This window comes from Leuconostoc kimchii IMSNU 11154 (assembly GCF_000092505.1).
Classification (GTDB): domain Bacteria; phylum Bacillota; class Bacilli; order Lactobacillales; family Lactobacillaceae; genus Leuconostoc; species Leuconostoc kimchii.
Genome location: NC_014136.1, coordinates 1,087,073 through 1,103,520 on the forward strand (window position 1 = coordinate 1,087,073; position 16,448 = coordinate 1,103,520).

Consider the following 16,448-nt stretch of genomic DNA (forward strand, 5'->3'; position numbering starts at 1 on the left):
CTTTCTAGTACTTCGGCGTAATATTAATTTATGTTATAATAGTACTATTGCCATTATCGGTTTTTCTTTAATGTTCATATAAACTTTGGAGGACACAATGAATATTGGTCTCTTTACGGATACGTATTTCCCACAAGTTAGTGGGGTTTCGACATCCATTAAAACTTTAAAAGAAGCATTAGAGGCACAGGGGCATCAAGTTTATATTTTTACATCAACTGATCCTAAAGTGCCTAAAAATAAATTTGAGCCGCACGTTTATCGATTTTCTAGTGTACCATATGTTGGGTTTAAAGATAGAAGGTTAGCTTTTCGTGGCTTGATACAGGCAGTTGAAATTGCCAAATCGATTCAACTTGATATTGTGCATACGCAAACTGAATTTTCATTGGGATTACTTGGTAAGTTTGTTGCACGTCAACTCAAGATTCCAGTGGTTCACACGTACCACACCATGTATGAAGATTATACGCATTATGTTGCCAAAGGCTTGTTAATACGGCCTAAAAATGTCGGAACATTGATGAAAGCCTATATGTTAAATATGTCTGGTGTGATTGCACCCTCCCAACTTGTGCAAACAACTTTGATTAAATACGGAGTTAAGGCACCGATGCGTGTTATTCCAACTGGTGTTTCATTGCCAAACCCAAGTGTTGCTCATCGAAATCTACGAGAAAAGTATGGATTCAAACCAGATCAACCGGTTATTTTATCACTTGGTCGTTTAGCCTTTGAGAAAAATGTTGCTTTAAGTATTTCTGCTTTTTCTGAATTATTACAAACTTATCCAGATGCAAGATTAGTTATTGCTGGAGATGGTCCTGCAAAAAAGACTTTAGAGGAGCAAGTTGCTGATTTAGAGTTAGAAGAACAGGTTATTTTTGCAGGTATGGTAAATCATGATGACATTACAGACTATTATCAAATGAGTAATGTCTTTGTGAGTTCATCTGATACTGAAACGCAAGGGCTGACATTCATAGAGGCTATGGCCGCAGATCGACCATTTGTAGCGATACATTCACCCTATTTAGATAATTTGGTGGATAATGATGCGATTGGTACGCTTGTTTCAGATTATGATGATTTCTTATCTGCTATTGAAAACTATATGCAACGTGACTTGACCCATGCTGACTCATTAGTGAGATCTGGTAAAATGAAGGATGTTGATGCGGCGACATTTGCGAATCGTGTATTAGATTTCTACGAGTCAATTTTAGCTGATTATCATGAAACTGATGTATCCGAAGATGAGTATCCAACTGATGATGAAGTAGGCTATATGAAACGTATCTTGCGTAATCCGTTTAGGAGAAACTAATTGAAAGTTTTACTTTATTTTGAAAACCAAAACTTAATTGCTAAATCAGGGATTGGTCGTGCACTTAAGTTACAACAAGAAGCCTTGTCTTATACTGATGTCGAGGTGACAACTGATCCTAAATGTTTAGATTATGATATTTTACATATTAATACATATGGTATTAGTAGCCATCATATGGTTAATAAAGCTCATAAAATGGGCAAAATGGTTGTTTATCATGGTCATTCTACCTATGAGGATTTTAGAAACTCGTTTACGGGTTCAAATATCATAGCACCTTTTTTTAAACGGTATCTGGTATCACTGTACCAGAAAGCCGATGCTATAATTACGCCGACGCCGTACTCAAAACAGTTACTACGCGCTTATCATTTGAAACAAACCATAACACCAGTATCCAATGGTATTCCATTAGATAAATATAATCAAGATGATGAAAAAGTTAAACGATTTCGTCATTATTTTGGGTTATCTGAAAATCAGAAAGTGGTTATCAGTGTTGGTCTGTTTTTTGAGAGAAAAGGTATTTTGGATTTTGTTGAATTAGCGCAACGGCATCCGGAGTTTATCTTTATTTGGTTTGGTTATACAGATTTGAGATTGGTTCCTCAAAAAATTAGACGTCTTGTTAAAGAGAACCGTCTACCTAATCTCATCTTTCCGGGTTATATTACAGGAGACGTTATTCAGGGAGCTTATCAAGGGGCTAATCTTTTTTTGTATCCTTCATATGAAGAAACAGAAGGTATCGTTGTTTTAGAGGCATTGGCTTCAAAACAGCGTATATTAGTTCGTGATATTCCAGTATACAAGCCTTGGCTCGAAGATGGCATTAATAGCTATCAAGCGGAAAATATTGATGATTTCGACTACAAAATGGTTCAAATCCTTAATGATGAATTACCAGACCTGGTTGATATGGGGTATCAGGTGGCTGCGGCACGAAATTTACCAGAAATTGGTCAGCAGTTAAAACAGGTTTATAAAAAAGTGATGGTGTGATGGCCGCCTGTTAGGGGGGATAATGTCAAGAACTAATAAAATATCAGCGGTAATTGTCGTAATTTTAACTGCGATTGTCATATATTTTTTAACAAATGAATTACGTGGTAAAGGGGAGCAGCTAACATTAGCGCTTAAACACCTAGACTGGCGGTGGCTTTTTTTTGGCTTTTTGATGATGATTTTGTCAATTTTCCTGGAATCAGCCGTAACTTATGCCATGTTAAATAAGGCTGATCGCAAGAAAACGACAATTATGTCTTTACTACGAGTGCCATTGCTCAATTTACTAGGAACTGGTATGACACCTTTTGCTACTGGTGGACAACCAGCCCAGTTGTTTGGTATGGCGAGAGCTGGAATTGAATCTGGACGTGCCTTGTCTGTTATTCTAATGAAATTTTTAGTATATCAAGTTGTTGTCGTCATATTTTTTATCATCGCTTATTTTTCGGCAGAACATTTCATTTATGCACAAGTGGACCCAACCTTTGCGCAATTTATTCCTGTTGCAATTGCTATTCATGCATTTGTTATTGTCGGTATTATCCTTGTCATGTTTTGGCCAGCGCTAACGCTACGTTTAGTTGATTTTTTGTCACCGTTAGGCCGTCGATTTATGTCTCAAGAGCGTCATCGTAGGGTGATAACAACAGCGAAACAAAAAATTGATAATTTCCATAGAGAATCCCGACGCGTGATTAGTAGTTGGGATGCCTTATTAGTTGCAAGTATACTGACCATTTTACAGTTGGTTGTTTTTTATATGATTCCATATTTTGTTATTCGTGCGTTTGGCTATGAAAGTGTTAATCCATGGTTGATCGTCACTATGAATATTATGATCGTAATGGTTATTTCATTGTTTCCTATTCCTGGTGGTGTTGGCGGTGCAGAATTAAGCTTTCAGTTACTTTTTTCACCCTTTGTTAAGAATCCAGCCACGATGATTCTGGTGATTTTATTATGGCGTTTAATTACTTATTATTTTGGTTTATTTGCGGGTATTGTTGCCTATATGATCCCTGCGCGAAGCTCAAAGAGAGGCAAAAATGTCACCTAAAAAAAAGCAAGATACAAGTAATTTGAAACAAATTTTAAGCCGGTTGCGTGCTATGATTGATTCAAATGATAATCAATACCAAACGCGTCGATTCGATGCGTTTGGTATTGAAGCAGTAAGTGTTGATTACGATCAATTAACTGGTGTTTGGACTGTTCATGAACATCGGGAAGTACGCCAATTTCAGTTTGACGATATTGATCTAGTTGCTATTGAGATTTACGACGTGTTACATGATCTTAGATTAATATTTTAAGTGTAAAATGATTAGTAGTATCTATAAGGACTAGTTTTGTAATTAAAATTAGGACATAAAAATAATTGTCACAACATGCTGTTACCCGTTGTTATAAACATAATATTATGAAGGAAAACAATATGCTAACCCTCCTAAAGAAAGTAACGAACCTAAAAATACTTTGGCGCAAAATTAAGCAGACCATGGATACGTCAGCACCATTGGTGTGGTTTTTTGTTCTAAACGTTGTTTTAGTCTGGTTTAAAACCTTTGTAAATTATCATATGAATTTCAATCTTGGTGCAGAGGGATCTGTTCAACAGTTTTTACTGTTTTTAAATCCTATCCCGACAGCAATTATCTTTTTGAGCATTGCGTTATATTTTCGTGGTGCGCTAAGTTATTGGATTGCAATTGCCTTTAATTTTATTCAATCACTATGGTTATTTGCAAATATTTTGTATTATCGTGAATTTTCTGACTTTTTATCTATGGGTATTTTGGGATCGGGCAGTTCGACGGGTAATAACTTGGGCAAATCTATTGCTGCTATTATCCACTGGTCAGATTACATGATCTTTTTGGATGTTGTTATCTTGGTGTTACTAGTAGTTTTCAAACAACTTACAATAGATCGCAAAGGCGTCCAAAAAAGATTTGCAATTTTAACGACTGTGTTAGGTGTTGTGTTGATGCTAGTGGATTATGGTATTGCATCAACAGACCGAACCGGTCTATTGACACGTTCGTTTGATAATAATTACATTGTTAAATATCTGGGCCTTAATGAATATGCAGCATTTAATGCGGTCCAGACATATAATCAGACAGAAAGTCGCAAACGTGCCAAACCAGCTGATCTTAACAAAATCAAACAATTTGTGTCACAACAAAAATTGCCAGACAACATTCAGTACTATGGTACTCAAAAAGGTAAAAATGTATTTATGATTCATTTGGAATCATTTCAACAGTTTTTGATTGACTATAAAGTTGAAGGTAAAGAAGTCACACCAAATTTGAATAAATTTTATCATGATCAACATACGTTGAGTTTTGACAACTTTTATAATCAGGTTGGTCAGGGCAAAACATCGGATGCAGAAATGATGCAAGAAAATTCTCTATACGGTTTATCTACTGGCTCTGCTATGGTCAAATATGGTACAAATAATACATTCGAATCTTTACCAGCAATTTTAAATCAACGTGGATATACAACGGCTGCTTTTCATGGTGATGTAGCGAGTTTTTGGAATCGAGATAATACGTACAAGTCGTTTGGGTATAATTATTTCTTCTCAAAGGCTTATTATCCCAATGCCAATAAACCAAATTTTAATGTGGGCTATGGGTTAAAAGATAAAATATTCCTACAGGATAGTGCAAAATATATTGAGCAACTACCGCAACCGTTTTATGCTAAGTTACTGACGGTAACGAACCACTATCCTTATGATCTTGATAAGGAAAATATTGATTTTCCGGCAACAACAACCGGTGATAAAACAGTAGATGGATATGTACAAACAGCACATTATTTAGACCAGTCTTTTGCTGAATTAACTGACTATTTGAAAAAAGCCGGTTTGTATGATAATTCGGTATTTGTCTTATACGGTGATCATTATGGTATTTCTGAAAATCACCAACCAGCTATTGCTAAATTATTAGGTAAAGATAAGGTAACAAATTATGATTTGGCGCAATTTCAAAAAGTACCTTTCATGATTCATGCGAATGGTTTGAAAGGTGGTATTGATCATACCTATGGTGGTGAAATTGACATGTTACCTACGCTACTAGATCTTCTGGGCGTGCCTGACGACCAGTTGACCATGTTTGGCCGTGATATGTTGTCTACAAAATATGAGGGAGTTGTGCCATTTCGTGACGGTGATTGGGTAACACCGACCTATATGAAGTATAACAATCAATATTTCAATACCAAAACGGGAGACCAAGTGACATTAGATACAGATGTTGATTTAAAGAAAACTGCAACTGAAACACAAGCCTATGTTGATAAGGTGTTGGCTTACTCTGATTCGGTAATTACCGGTGACCTATTACGTTTTGATACTTCTCGTGCTGATTTTCATAAAGTTAACAAAAAAACGTTTGATTATAAAAAGAGTGTTGGGCTAGCCAAATTACGTGAAGCACAAAAGACAAATCCATCTAGTGTGTTAGCTAAAAATAATAACAAATCAACGATTGACTTGTATAAAACTGATGCACCAGAATTAAATAGTTCTACTCATACGAATGATGATGCTAGTGTGTCATCTAAATAAAACGAACAAACGATAGAACGTTTGTTCGTTTTATTGTATAATGATAATAAAGTACATTAAGGAAGAACACTATGCGTGAAAATGTGACGTAATCATGAGTTTGAAGTTGTTTCAAAATATCAACCTACAGGTGACCAGCCGCAAGCAATTAGTCAATTAGTAAGTGGTATTAACGCGGGCGTAAAGGAACAAATTTTGCTAGGTGCAACAGGCACAGGTAAAACATTTACGATCTCTAATGTGATTAAGAGTGTCAAGAAACCGACGTTGGTGTTGAGTCACAATAAGACGTTGGCTGGACAATTGTATAGTGAATTAAAAGAATTTTTTCCAAACAATGCGGTTGAATATTTTGTATCCTATTATGATTACTATCAACCAGAAGCGTACGTGCCAAGTTCCGATACATTTATTGAGAAAGATTCAGCTGTCAATGATGAAATTGATCAACTGCGTAATTCGGCAACGAGCTCCCTTTTGTCACGTAATGACGTCATTGTCGTAGCATCAGTGAGTTCGATTTTTGGGTTAGGTGACCCACATCAGTACCAAGAACATGTCATTAATTTACGTGTTGGCAACGAATATGGGCGTGATCAATTGATGCGTGATTTAATTGATGTGCAATTTACACGAAATGATATTGATTTTCATCGAGGGACCTTTCGCGTACGTGGGGATGTGATGGAGATTTTCCCAGCATCTGAAGATGAAATGGCTTTACGTGTTGAATTTTTTGGCGACGAAATTGATCGTATTCGTGAAATTAATTCGTTAACTGGGGAAACATCTTCGGAACGTGATTTTGTTGCAATATATCCAGCAAAACATTTTATGACTGATGATGATCAAATGCGTACGGCATTGGCAGGTATTAAACAAGAAATGTTGGCACAAGTCGCGTTATTTGAATCAGAAGGTAAACTAATTGAAGCTCAGCGTATCAAGCAACGTACAGAGTATGATTTATCTATGCTTGAAGAAATGGGATTTGTTGGTGGTATTGAAAATTATTCTCGTTGGATGGATGGTCGTCAACCAGGCGAACCACCGTTTACATTACTTGACTTTTTCCCAGATGATTTCTTGATTGTGGCTGATGAAAGTCACGTAACCATGCCACAGGTTCGAGGTATGTTTAATGGTGATAAAGCGCGTAAAGAAACACTGGTTAACTATGGTTTTAGATTGCCATCTGCTTTAGATAATCGACCATTAAAATTGCCAGAATTTGAGAAACATGTGAATCAAATTATTTATATGTCAGCAACACCAGGTGATTATGAACTAGAGCGTGTGACTGAAAACCATGTTGCGCAGCAAATCATTCGGCCAACTGGATTGCTTGATCCAGAGATTGAGGTACGTCCTGTTATGGGACAAATTGATGACCTTGTCGGCGAAATTAATCAACGTGCTAGTAAAGATGAACGTGTTTTTATTACAACACTAACCAAACGTATGGCAGAAGACTTAACGGATTATTTAAAAAATGTTGGTATTAAAGTAGCCTATCTTCATGCAGATATTAAGACACTAGAGCGCACAGAAATTATACGTGACCTACGTTTAGGGAAATATGATGTCTTGATTGGCATCAATTTGTTACGAGAAGGTATTGATGTTCCAGAAGTTTCGTTGGTAGCAATATTGGATGCTGATAAGGAAGGCTTTTTGCGTAACCCGAGATCATTAATTCAAACAATTGGTCGTGCTGCACGAAACGCCAATGGACATGTCATTATGTATGCTGATAAGGTGACGAGGTCTATGCAGTCGGCTATTGACGAAACAGCGCGCCGACGAGAAAGTCAACTGCAATACAATAGTAAAAATGGCATTACGCCAACGACAATAAAAAAGGAAATTCGCGACTTGATTTCGGTTCGCACAGATTCTACTGATGGTCAGGCAACGGTTGATTTGACCCAAGTTGCCTTCAAAGATTTGCCTAAAGATGAGCAACAAAGTATTATCGCCAATATGGAGAGTCAAATGAAGGCTGCGGCAAAATCGTTAGACTTTGAAGAGGCTGCACAATTAAGGGATAGTGTGATGGAGCTAAAAGCAGTTCTTTAGATTGGGTTGTGAGTGTTTAATAACCTGTAATGACGGCAAAATTGTTATAATAATAGTTAATTACAAAAAATGAGATAAGGATTTGTGTTTGTAGATTATATAGTAACAAGGCTGGTATATACGAGTTTTTTTGTTACGTTAATATGATGACAAATGCGTTAAATATATGGCAAAAACTAATATTGAAATACGTGGCGCTCGCGTCCAAAATTTAAAAAATATTGATGTAGATATTCCTAAAGACAAATTAACAGTTGTGACTGGCTTATCAGGATCAGGCAAGTCATCCCTTGCCTTTGATACGCTTTATGCCGAAGGACAACGACGGTACGTTGAAAGTCTTTCATCTTACGCGCGTCAGTTTCTAGGCCAAATGGACAAGCCAGATGTTGACTCTATCGATGGGTTATCACCAGCTATCTCTATTGACCAAAAAACGACTTCTAATAATCCGCGTTCTACTGTAGGTACAGTTACTGAAATTAATGATTATTTTCGATTACTTTATGCGCGTGTTGGTCGACCGGATGATCCTAAAGATGGCACTAAAATTATGGTGACTGTTGACCAAATGGTCACCTATATTTTTGATCATTTAGCGCTTGGTGTGAGGTTGTTAGTGTTTGCGCCTGTCATTACAGCAAAACGTGGTTCCCATGAAACGGCGTTTGATAGTATGAGAAAACAGGGATATATCCGTGCTCGTGTTGATGGTGAAGTTTTGGAACTGGATACACAGGACTTAAAATTGGACAAAAATAAGGCACATGATATCGAAGTGATGATTGATCGTATTGTGTTGCGTAATGATTCGCGTTCACGGCTTTATGACTCAATTGAAGCAGCTGTGAGACTAACTGGCGGTTTAGTCCAGTTAGATGTTGTCACACGTGATGGCGAAGAACAAGTTGCTCCGCTTAAGTTTTCTGATCACTATCTAGGCAAGTTAAAAGATTTTCGTGTCGGCCGTTTAGAACCTAGATTATTTAGTTTTAATGCGCCATTGGGTGCATGCCCAGTTTGTCAGGGCATCGGTGTGACAAGAGAAGTGGATATTGATTTGGTTGTGCCAGATGAATCTAAAACTTTACGTGAGGGTGCCATTTCACCATGGAATCCGATATCATCTAATTATTATCCAGAGATGTTACGTCAATTTTCAGAACAAAATGGCATTGATTTAGATACACCATTCGAATCATTACCCAAAGTGCATCGTGATCTAATTCTTGATGGTTCAGGAAATCAAGATTTTCATTTTCACTACCAAAATGATTTTGGTGGCGTCCGTGATGTTGATGTTCCTTTTGAGGGTGTCATTAGTAATGTGGCAAGACGTTTTAATGAAACTAATTCGGATTACACACGTGATCAAATGGCTAAATACATGACAGAGCTGACTTGCCAATCATGCCATGGCTATCGGCTTAACTCAGCGGCATTATCAGTAAAAATCAATGGTTATCATATTGGTGAAGTATCTGAAATGCCTGTTGATCAAGAATTAACATTTTTTGATGATGTTAAGCTCGGGGAACAAGACACAGCAATTGCGACACCAATCCTTAAAGAAATTAAAGATCGTTTAGGCTTTTTAGAAAGTGTTGGTCTAAAATACCTGACCTTGTCGCGCGCAGCACGTACGCTTTCTGGTGGTGAATCACAAAGAATCCGTTTAGCGACTCAAATTGGGTCAAATTTGTCCGGAGTATTGTATGTGTTAGATGAACCATCAATTGGCTTACACCAAAGAGATAATGATATGCTGCTAGAATCAATGCATCGTATGCGTGATTTGGGCAATACATTGGTTGTTGTGGAACATGATGAAGATACGATGTTAGCAGCAGATTACTTAATTGATGTTGGTCCAGGTGCTGGTGAATTAGGCGGTAAAATTGTTGCAACAGGGACACCAGCAACCGTTGCAAAAAATAAAAATTCATTGACTGGTCAATATTTATCTGGTCAAAAATTTATTCCTGTGCCAGTTACTCGTCGCAAAGGTAACGGTAATTACATCACAATTAAAGGTGCCAAAGAAAATAACCTCAAAAATGTCACCGTGAAATTTCCTTTGGGTAAGTTTGTGGCAGTAACTGGTGTTTCTGGGTCAGGGAAATCAACGCTTGTCAATCAAATTTTAAAACGTGCTCTCAAACAAAAAATTAATAATAATTCGGAAAAGCCTGGTAAATATAGAAGCATTGAAGGTGTTGAAAATATCGAACAAATTGTCGATATTGATCAAGCACCAATCGGTCGGACGCCACGTTCTAACCCCGCTACCTACACTGGTGTATTTGATGACATTCGTGATTTGTTCGCACAAACTAACGAAGCTAAAATGAGAGGATATAACAAGGGACGTTTCTCATTTAATACAAAAGGTGGACGTTGCGAAAATTGTCGTGGTGATGGTGTGATTAAGATAGAAATGAACTTTCTACCGGATGTCTATGTCACATGTGAAGTGTGTCATGGAACACGTTATAATTCTGAAACCTTAGAGGTATTGTATAAAAATTTAAATATTTCCCAAGTTTTGGATATGTCAGCTTCCGATGCATTAGAATTTTTTGCGCCAATTCCTAAAATTGCGCGTAAACTACAAACTATTAATGATGTCGGGTTGGGTTATATCAGATTAGGTCAATCTGCTACAACGTTGTCCGGCGGTGAAGCGCAACGCATGAAATTGGCTTCAGAATTGCATCGACGTACAAATGGTAAAACCATGTATATTCTAGATGAACCAACAACTGGTCTACATGTTGATGATATTGCCCGTTTGCTTATTGTATTACAGCGATTGGTTGAATCAGGAAATACTGTGATTGTTATTGAACATAATTTGGATGTGATTAAATCTGCTGATTGGCTGATTGACATGGGACCAGAAGGCGGTGAAGGCGGTGGAAATGTTTTGGTATCTGGTACACCAGAAAAAGTCACTAAAAACGAAAAATCATATACTGGAAAATATTTAAATGCAATTATGGCAAGAGATATTAATCGTGCTAATACCCAAAGCTAGACGGTATGTCTCTCAAGTGATTTTTAAATCACTTACCGATGAAATATCTGGTAAAATTAGAGTAGAGTCAAATTTAAAAATACTGTAGGAAGTGAAAAGGCATTAGCGATTCAATATCTATTTAAAATAGATTAGATCGCCATAACACCGTTTTAAAAATGGTTCAATGTCTATTTAATATGCCAAATAAACCAAAAATTGTTATTATCGGAGGCGGGTCAGGTCTACCAGTTATTATTAAACCACTTGTGACAAAAAATATTGATTTAACAGCAATTGTAACAGTGGCAGATGACGGTGGATCTAGTGGCCTGTTGCGAAATTACATTAATATTGTGCCACCTGGTGATATACGCAATATACTGGTAGCAATGTCTAATGTTGATCCAGCAATTACCCAAGTTATGCAATATCGCTTTGAGGCAAAAGACGATTTTTTTGCTAAGCATGCTGTTGGTAATTTAATTATTGCCGCTATGACGGAAATGCACGGTAGTATTTTTGATGCTGTGCAACACTTGGCGCGCTTCATGCGTGTTCGTGGTCGGATTTACCCAGTCTCTAATGAACCGTTAGTATTGCATGCTGAATTTAAAGATGGCGATATAATGGCTGGAGAAGCGGAAATTACACACGCACATAAAGCAATCGATCATGTATGGGTAACTAGGGATGAGCCAGGAGAAGAACCCAAAGCAGCACCAGAAGTCGTGTCGGCTATTTTAAGTGCCGATATGATTGTGTATGGACCGGGTAGTTTGTTTACCTCCATCCTACCCAATGTTGTTGTACCTGAGGTGAACGAAGCGCTACGTCAAACTAAAGCAAAACAAGTCTATATTTCAAATATCATGACCCAAAAAGGGGAAACTGACGCTTATACAGATGCTCAGCATTTGTTGGCACTAAATGCTCATATTGGCTCACCAGTAATTGATTATGTTATTGCTAATAATGCTGAAGTGCCAGAGGATTTCGTTGATTTTCAAAAATGGGATGAAATTTCTAACCAAGTAAAATTAGATGAGCCAGCTGTTAGTGTCCAAGGTGCGATACAAATTCCAGGGGATTTTTTGCAGTTGCGTGATGCAGGTGCCTTTCATGATGGTGAAAAAATAATGACAGAGCTATTGCAAATTCTGGAGCAAAATTAATGTCGTACGCAGCAGATGTGAAAAAAGAATTAACAGGTTTATTAGTTCATAATGGTAATGCGAAAGCAGAGTTATCCGCATTAATGCGGATGAATGGGGTGAGTACATTAGGTCTTGATCAGACCGTTTCTGTGCGCACCGAAAATGCGGCAATTGCACGTCGCATATATACACTACTGACGCAAAATTACACAGATATCATTGTTGAAGTTACAGTAGCAGACCACAATCATATTTCGCAACACAAATCTTATGGTGTGTTACTCAAAACACAAGTGAATGAGGTGATGGCAGATTTGGGTGTCGATCCCTTTGGGCTACATCCTGAAATACCATCACGTATTTTAAATCAAGTTGATAAAAGGCGTTCTTTTTTGCGAGGCGCTTTTTTAGCAGCTGGATCTGTTAATTCACCTGAGAAAGCAAATTATCATTTGGAAATTTTTACAAGTCATGAAGAACTTGCTGAACAGTTACTTGTTATTATGAAAGAATTTAGCTTGCCAGCCAAAATAACTGACAGAACTGGTGGATACATTGTTTATTTGAAACGTGCTGAAAAAATTGTTGATTTTTTGTCCACTATTGGGGCAACACAAACAATGTTACGTTTTGAGGATATTCGGATGATGCGCGATATGCGTAACTCTGTTAATCGAATGACAAACGCAGAAATGGCTAATATTCAAAAAACTGCAGATGCTGCTAATAAGCAGGTACAGCAAATTTTATTTATTGCCAATGAAATTGGCGATTTAGATTTGTTACCATCAAAAATCCGTGATATTGCCAAAGCCAGACTAGAGTTTCCAGATGATTCTTTAACCGAGTTGGGAACTCGTTTGGATATTAGTAAATCTGGAGCCAACCATCGGATGCGGAAATTAAAAGAGCTGGCACAAATGATTAAAGATGGTGTCATTTACGATTTAAGTAAGTTATAAAACAAATTTTAGCACTCTTACCGTCTTTGTGCTAAAATGGTATTAAGTTAACAAGCGTGTATGCATTGTTAATGAACCTAACACACTAAAGTATAAGCGTATGCCTTTATTTGCAATACTAATGGTGACCTTGTAGGATGATTGTGTTGGGTATTCTAAAATTAAAGGAGCCTAACAATTATGTGGCCAGGAGTTATTGAACAAACAGCCAATGGACGAGAAAGTTATGATTTACCTTCACGTTTGTTAAAAGATCGTATTATTTTGGTTCAAGGTGAAGTCGAAGACAGTATGGCAACGTCAATTGTTGCCCAGCTATTGTTTTTGGAAGCTCAAGATCCAACCAAAGAAATTTCAATGTACATTAATTCACCAGGAGGATCTGTGACAGCAGGCCTCTCAATTACAGATACAATGAATTTTATTAAGGCGCCAGTAACAACAATCGTTATGGGGTTGGCCGCTTCAATGGGAACGATTATTGCGAGTTCCGGAGAAAAGGGACATCGCTTCATGTTACCTAATGCCGAGTACCTTATTCATCAACCAATGGGTGGCGCAGTAGGTGGCACACAACAAACTGATATGGCGATTATTGCCGAACAGTTAACTAAAACACGTGCAAAGTTGAATAAAATTTTAGCCGATGCATCAGATAAAGATTTGGAAACAATTGCCCATGACACAGAACGTGATAATTGGATGAGTGCTGAAGAAACTTTAGAGTATGGCTTTATTGATGGTATTTTGTCAAAAGCCGGTGAAAAGCCTGTCACAAAGAAGTAAGATTAATTTCTATAAAAATGACATCTTATGGCATAGTAAAAGTGAGTTCTGAGTGGGTAAAATCATCTCAGAACTTTTTATATCATATTAAGAAAAACTGTTTGTAATTTTTTTTGTGATTAACGTGCAAATATGCACAAAATGGGGTAAAATTAAGGGGCAATATAAAATTTGGAGGATATTATGAAGATTTTTGCTTACGGCATTCGTGATGATGAAAAGCCATCACTTGAGGATTGGAAATCAGCACACCCAGACGTTGAGGTTGATTACACGCAAGAATTGTTAACACCTGAGACGGCTGCTCTGGCTGAAGGTGCTGATTCTGCTGTTGTTTATCAGCAACTAGACTACACGCGTGAAACATTGACGGCTTTGGCCAAAGTTGGTGTGACAAACTTATCATTACGCAATGTTGGCACAGATAACATTGATTTTGAGGCAGCAAAGGAATTTAATTTTAATATCTCGAACGTGCCAGTTTATTCACCTAACGCGATTGCTGAGCATTCAATGATTCAACTATCACGTTTGTTACGCCGCACAAAGGCGCTTGACGCTAAAATTGCCAAGCATGATTTGCGCTGGGCACCAACAATTGGACGCGAAATGCGCATGCAAACAGTTGGTGTTATTGGCACAGGACATATTGGTCGGGTAGCTATCAACATTTTGAAGGGCTTTGGCGCTAAAGTGGTCGCTTATGATAAGTTCCCAAATGCGGAGTTACAAGCGGAAGGTCTGTATGTTGATTCATTGGATGACTTATACGCACAAGCAGATGCTGTTTCATTATATGTGCCAGGTGTTCCTGAAAACCACCATATGATTGATGCAGATGCTATTGCCAAAATGAAAGATGGCGTTGTCATCATGAATGCATCGCGTGGTAACTTAGTAGATATCGATGCAGTTATTGCTGGGTTAGATTCAGGTAAAATATCAGATTTTGGTATGGATGTTTACGAAGAAGAAGTTGGCTTGTTCAATGAAGACTGGTCAGGCAAAGCATTCCCTGATGCTAAAATAGCAGATTTGATTTCGCGTGAAAATGTATTAGTTACACCACATACGGCATTTTACACAACAAAAGCTGTACTTGAAATGGTCCATCAATCAATGGATGCGGCTGTTGCATTTGCTAATGGTGAAACACCAGCAATTGCTGTTAAGTACTAATAGCGGTAGTTTGAGCTTTATTATTGAAACTTAGATAATCCGTACGTGAATGATTAATAAGGGAAAATTATGAGTATTAAGGCAGATGGCCAAAAGTGGGCTACGAAAGAATCACAAGTTGTGCGCAATGAAGAATATGCTCGCAAAGCGTCAGAGAATATACCAGACACGTTTAACGGAACAACAGAATTAAAGTTAAAAGATTTCTTTTTCAAAGTATTATCGGGGTCTGCACAAGGTATTTTGATAGGTGTTTTACCTTCAGCTGTGATGAAGTACATTATTCAGTATTCTGGGTTAGGGACAACAACATTTGGTACTAACCTGAGCGCAATATTAACATTATTCACTTCGCTAATTCCATTTTTAATTGGTATGGCAGTTGCGTTGCAATTCAAAATGAAAAGTTTGGATGTTGGTGTTGTAGCGATTGCGACAATGGTTGCCTCAGGATCAATTAAGTGGGCACAAGCACCTATCGGCTTCACAAACCCTGTAACAGGAATCAAATCAGTTGCGCCAGCCAATATATACATTGCCAGTGGTGCTGGCGATGTCATTAATGCCATGATTGTTGCAGCTATTGCTGTATGGGTGACTTGGCTGGTAGCGCGTTACTTAAAGGGATTCGGATCTGTTGCTATTATTTTGAGCCCAATTATTGTGGGTGGTGGCGTTGGCTTATTTGGCAAAACCATAGCCCCCTTTGTTGGGGATGTGACAACATGGATTGGTAAACTTGTTGAAACATTTACAACTTTAGCGCCAGTTCCAATGGCTATGTTGATTGCTATGGCGTTTTCAATCATTATTATTACGCCAGTATCAACGGTCGGGATTGCTTTGGCCATCTCGTTATCAGGTATCGGTTCAGGTGCTGCAGCAATGGGTGTTGTTGCAACAACAATTGTGCTATTGATTAACTCATGGCGCGTGAATAAGCCAGGTGTTACAGTAGCAATTGCGTTAGGTGCGATGAAGGGTATGATGCCATCAGTGTTCGCGAAGCCTATTACAATGTTACCATTTCTACTTACAGCAGCGATTTCTGGTATACCGGTTGCTTTGCTTAATATTCAAGGCACACCAACAACAGCCGGTTTTGGCTATATTGGTTTAGTTTCACCCATTCAATCAATGGTTAAGGATGCAGCTGTACCTGCAACTGTTATGGATCACTTTATTAATCCGATAGTGGCAATTATTGCTTGGTTGATTGTACCTATTATTGCTGGATTTATTGCGCAATATATATTCAGTACGTTAATGAAACTGTACCAACCATCTGACTTTAAACAAGATTTATAAAAATAAAATGATATTGAAAACAGCTTGTTAT

The 16,448-nt window shown here is 37.7% G+C and carries 11 protein-coding genes and 1 pseudogene; all 12 read left to right on the forward strand.

Annotated elements, in window-relative coordinates:
- The first annotated feature begins 97 nt into the window (after nt 1-97).
- The 12 genes and pseudogenes from LKI_RS05890 to LKI_RS05945 all read left to right on the forward strand — a co-directional run bounded on the left by LKI_RS05890 (nt 98) and on the right by LKI_RS05945 (nt 16,417).
- The gene (locus LKI_RS05890; RefSeq protein WP_013103256.1) at nt 98-1,327 is read left to right on the forward strand and encodes a glycosyltransferase family 4 protein; all 1,230 of its coding nucleotides are present in this window, start codon (nt 98-100) and stop codon (nt 1,325-1,327) included.
- On the forward strand, nt 1,328-2,332 hold the full coding sequence (locus tag LKI_RS05895) for an LTA glycolipid anchor biosynthesis glycosyltransferase, IagA/BgsA family (protein WP_013103257.1): 1,005 nt from the start codon (nt 1,328-1,330) through the stop codon (nt 2,330-2,332).
- A gap of 22 nt (nt 2,333-2,354) precedes the next feature.
- Nucleotides 2,355-3,395 (forward strand): lysylphosphatidylglycerol synthase transmembrane domain-containing protein, encoded by a 1,041-nt coding sequence (locus LKI_RS05900; protein WP_013103258.1) that lies wholly within the window; start codon nt 2,355-2,357, stop codon nt 3,393-3,395.
- Entirely contained in the window at nt 3,385-3,651 is a 267-nt protein-coding gene (locus LKI_RS05905; protein WP_013103259.1) for a YkuJ family protein, read from the forward strand. The genes LKI_RS05900 and LKI_RS05905 overlap by 11 nt, the downstream gene beginning before the upstream one ends.
- Before the next feature lie 122 nt (nt 3,652-3,773).
- Nucleotides 3,774-5,930: an LTA synthase family protein gene (locus LKI_RS05910; RefSeq protein WP_013103260.1), complete on the forward strand. Its 2,157-nt coding sequence runs from the start codon at nt 3,774-3,776 to the stop codon at nt 5,928-5,930.
- A 71-nt stretch (nt 5,931-6,001) separates the two neighbouring features.
- Nucleotides 6,002-8,009, forward strand: a pseudogene (uvrB, locus tag LKI_RS05915) (excinuclease ABC subunit UvrB).
- A gap of 166 nt (nt 8,010-8,175) precedes the next feature.
- Nucleotides 8,176-11,046, forward strand: coding sequence for an excinuclease ABC subunit UvrA (gene uvrA, locus LKI_RS05920; protein ID WP_013103262.1), 2,871 nt, complete (start codon nt 8,176-8,178; stop codon nt 11,044-11,046).
- 179 nt (nt 11,047-11,225) lie between these two features.
- A complete protein-coding gene (locus tag LKI_RS05925) occupies nt 11,226-12,200 on the forward strand; it encodes a gluconeogenesis factor YvcK family protein (protein WP_013103263.1) in 975 nt (324 codons plus the stop codon).
- A complete protein-coding gene (gene whiA / locus LKI_RS05930; RefSeq protein ID WP_013103264.1) occupies nt 12,200-13,144 on the forward strand; it encodes a DNA-binding protein WhiA in 945 nt (314 codons plus the stop codon). Before LKI_RS05925 ends, whiA begins: the two co-directional genes overlap by 1 nt.
- 180 nt (nt 13,145-13,324) lie before the next feature.
- Complete coding sequence (locus tag LKI_RS05935) at nt 13,325-13,930, forward strand: ATP-dependent Clp protease proteolytic subunit (protein ID WP_013103265.1); 606 nt, start codon at nt 13,325-13,327, stop codon at nt 13,928-13,930.
- Between the two features lie 183 nt (nt 13,931-14,113).
- Nucleotides 14,114-15,109, forward strand: coding sequence for a D-2-hydroxyacid dehydrogenase (locus LKI_RS05940; RefSeq protein WP_013103266.1), 996 nt, complete (start codon nt 14,114-14,116; stop codon nt 15,107-15,109).
- A gap of 69 nt (nt 15,110-15,178) precedes the next feature.
- A complete protein-coding gene (locus LKI_RS05945) occupies nt 15,179-16,417 on the forward strand; it encodes a PTS sugar transporter subunit IIC (protein ID WP_013103267.1) in 1,239 nt (412 codons plus the stop codon).
- The last annotated feature ends 31 nt before the right edge of the window (nt 16,418-16,448 follow it).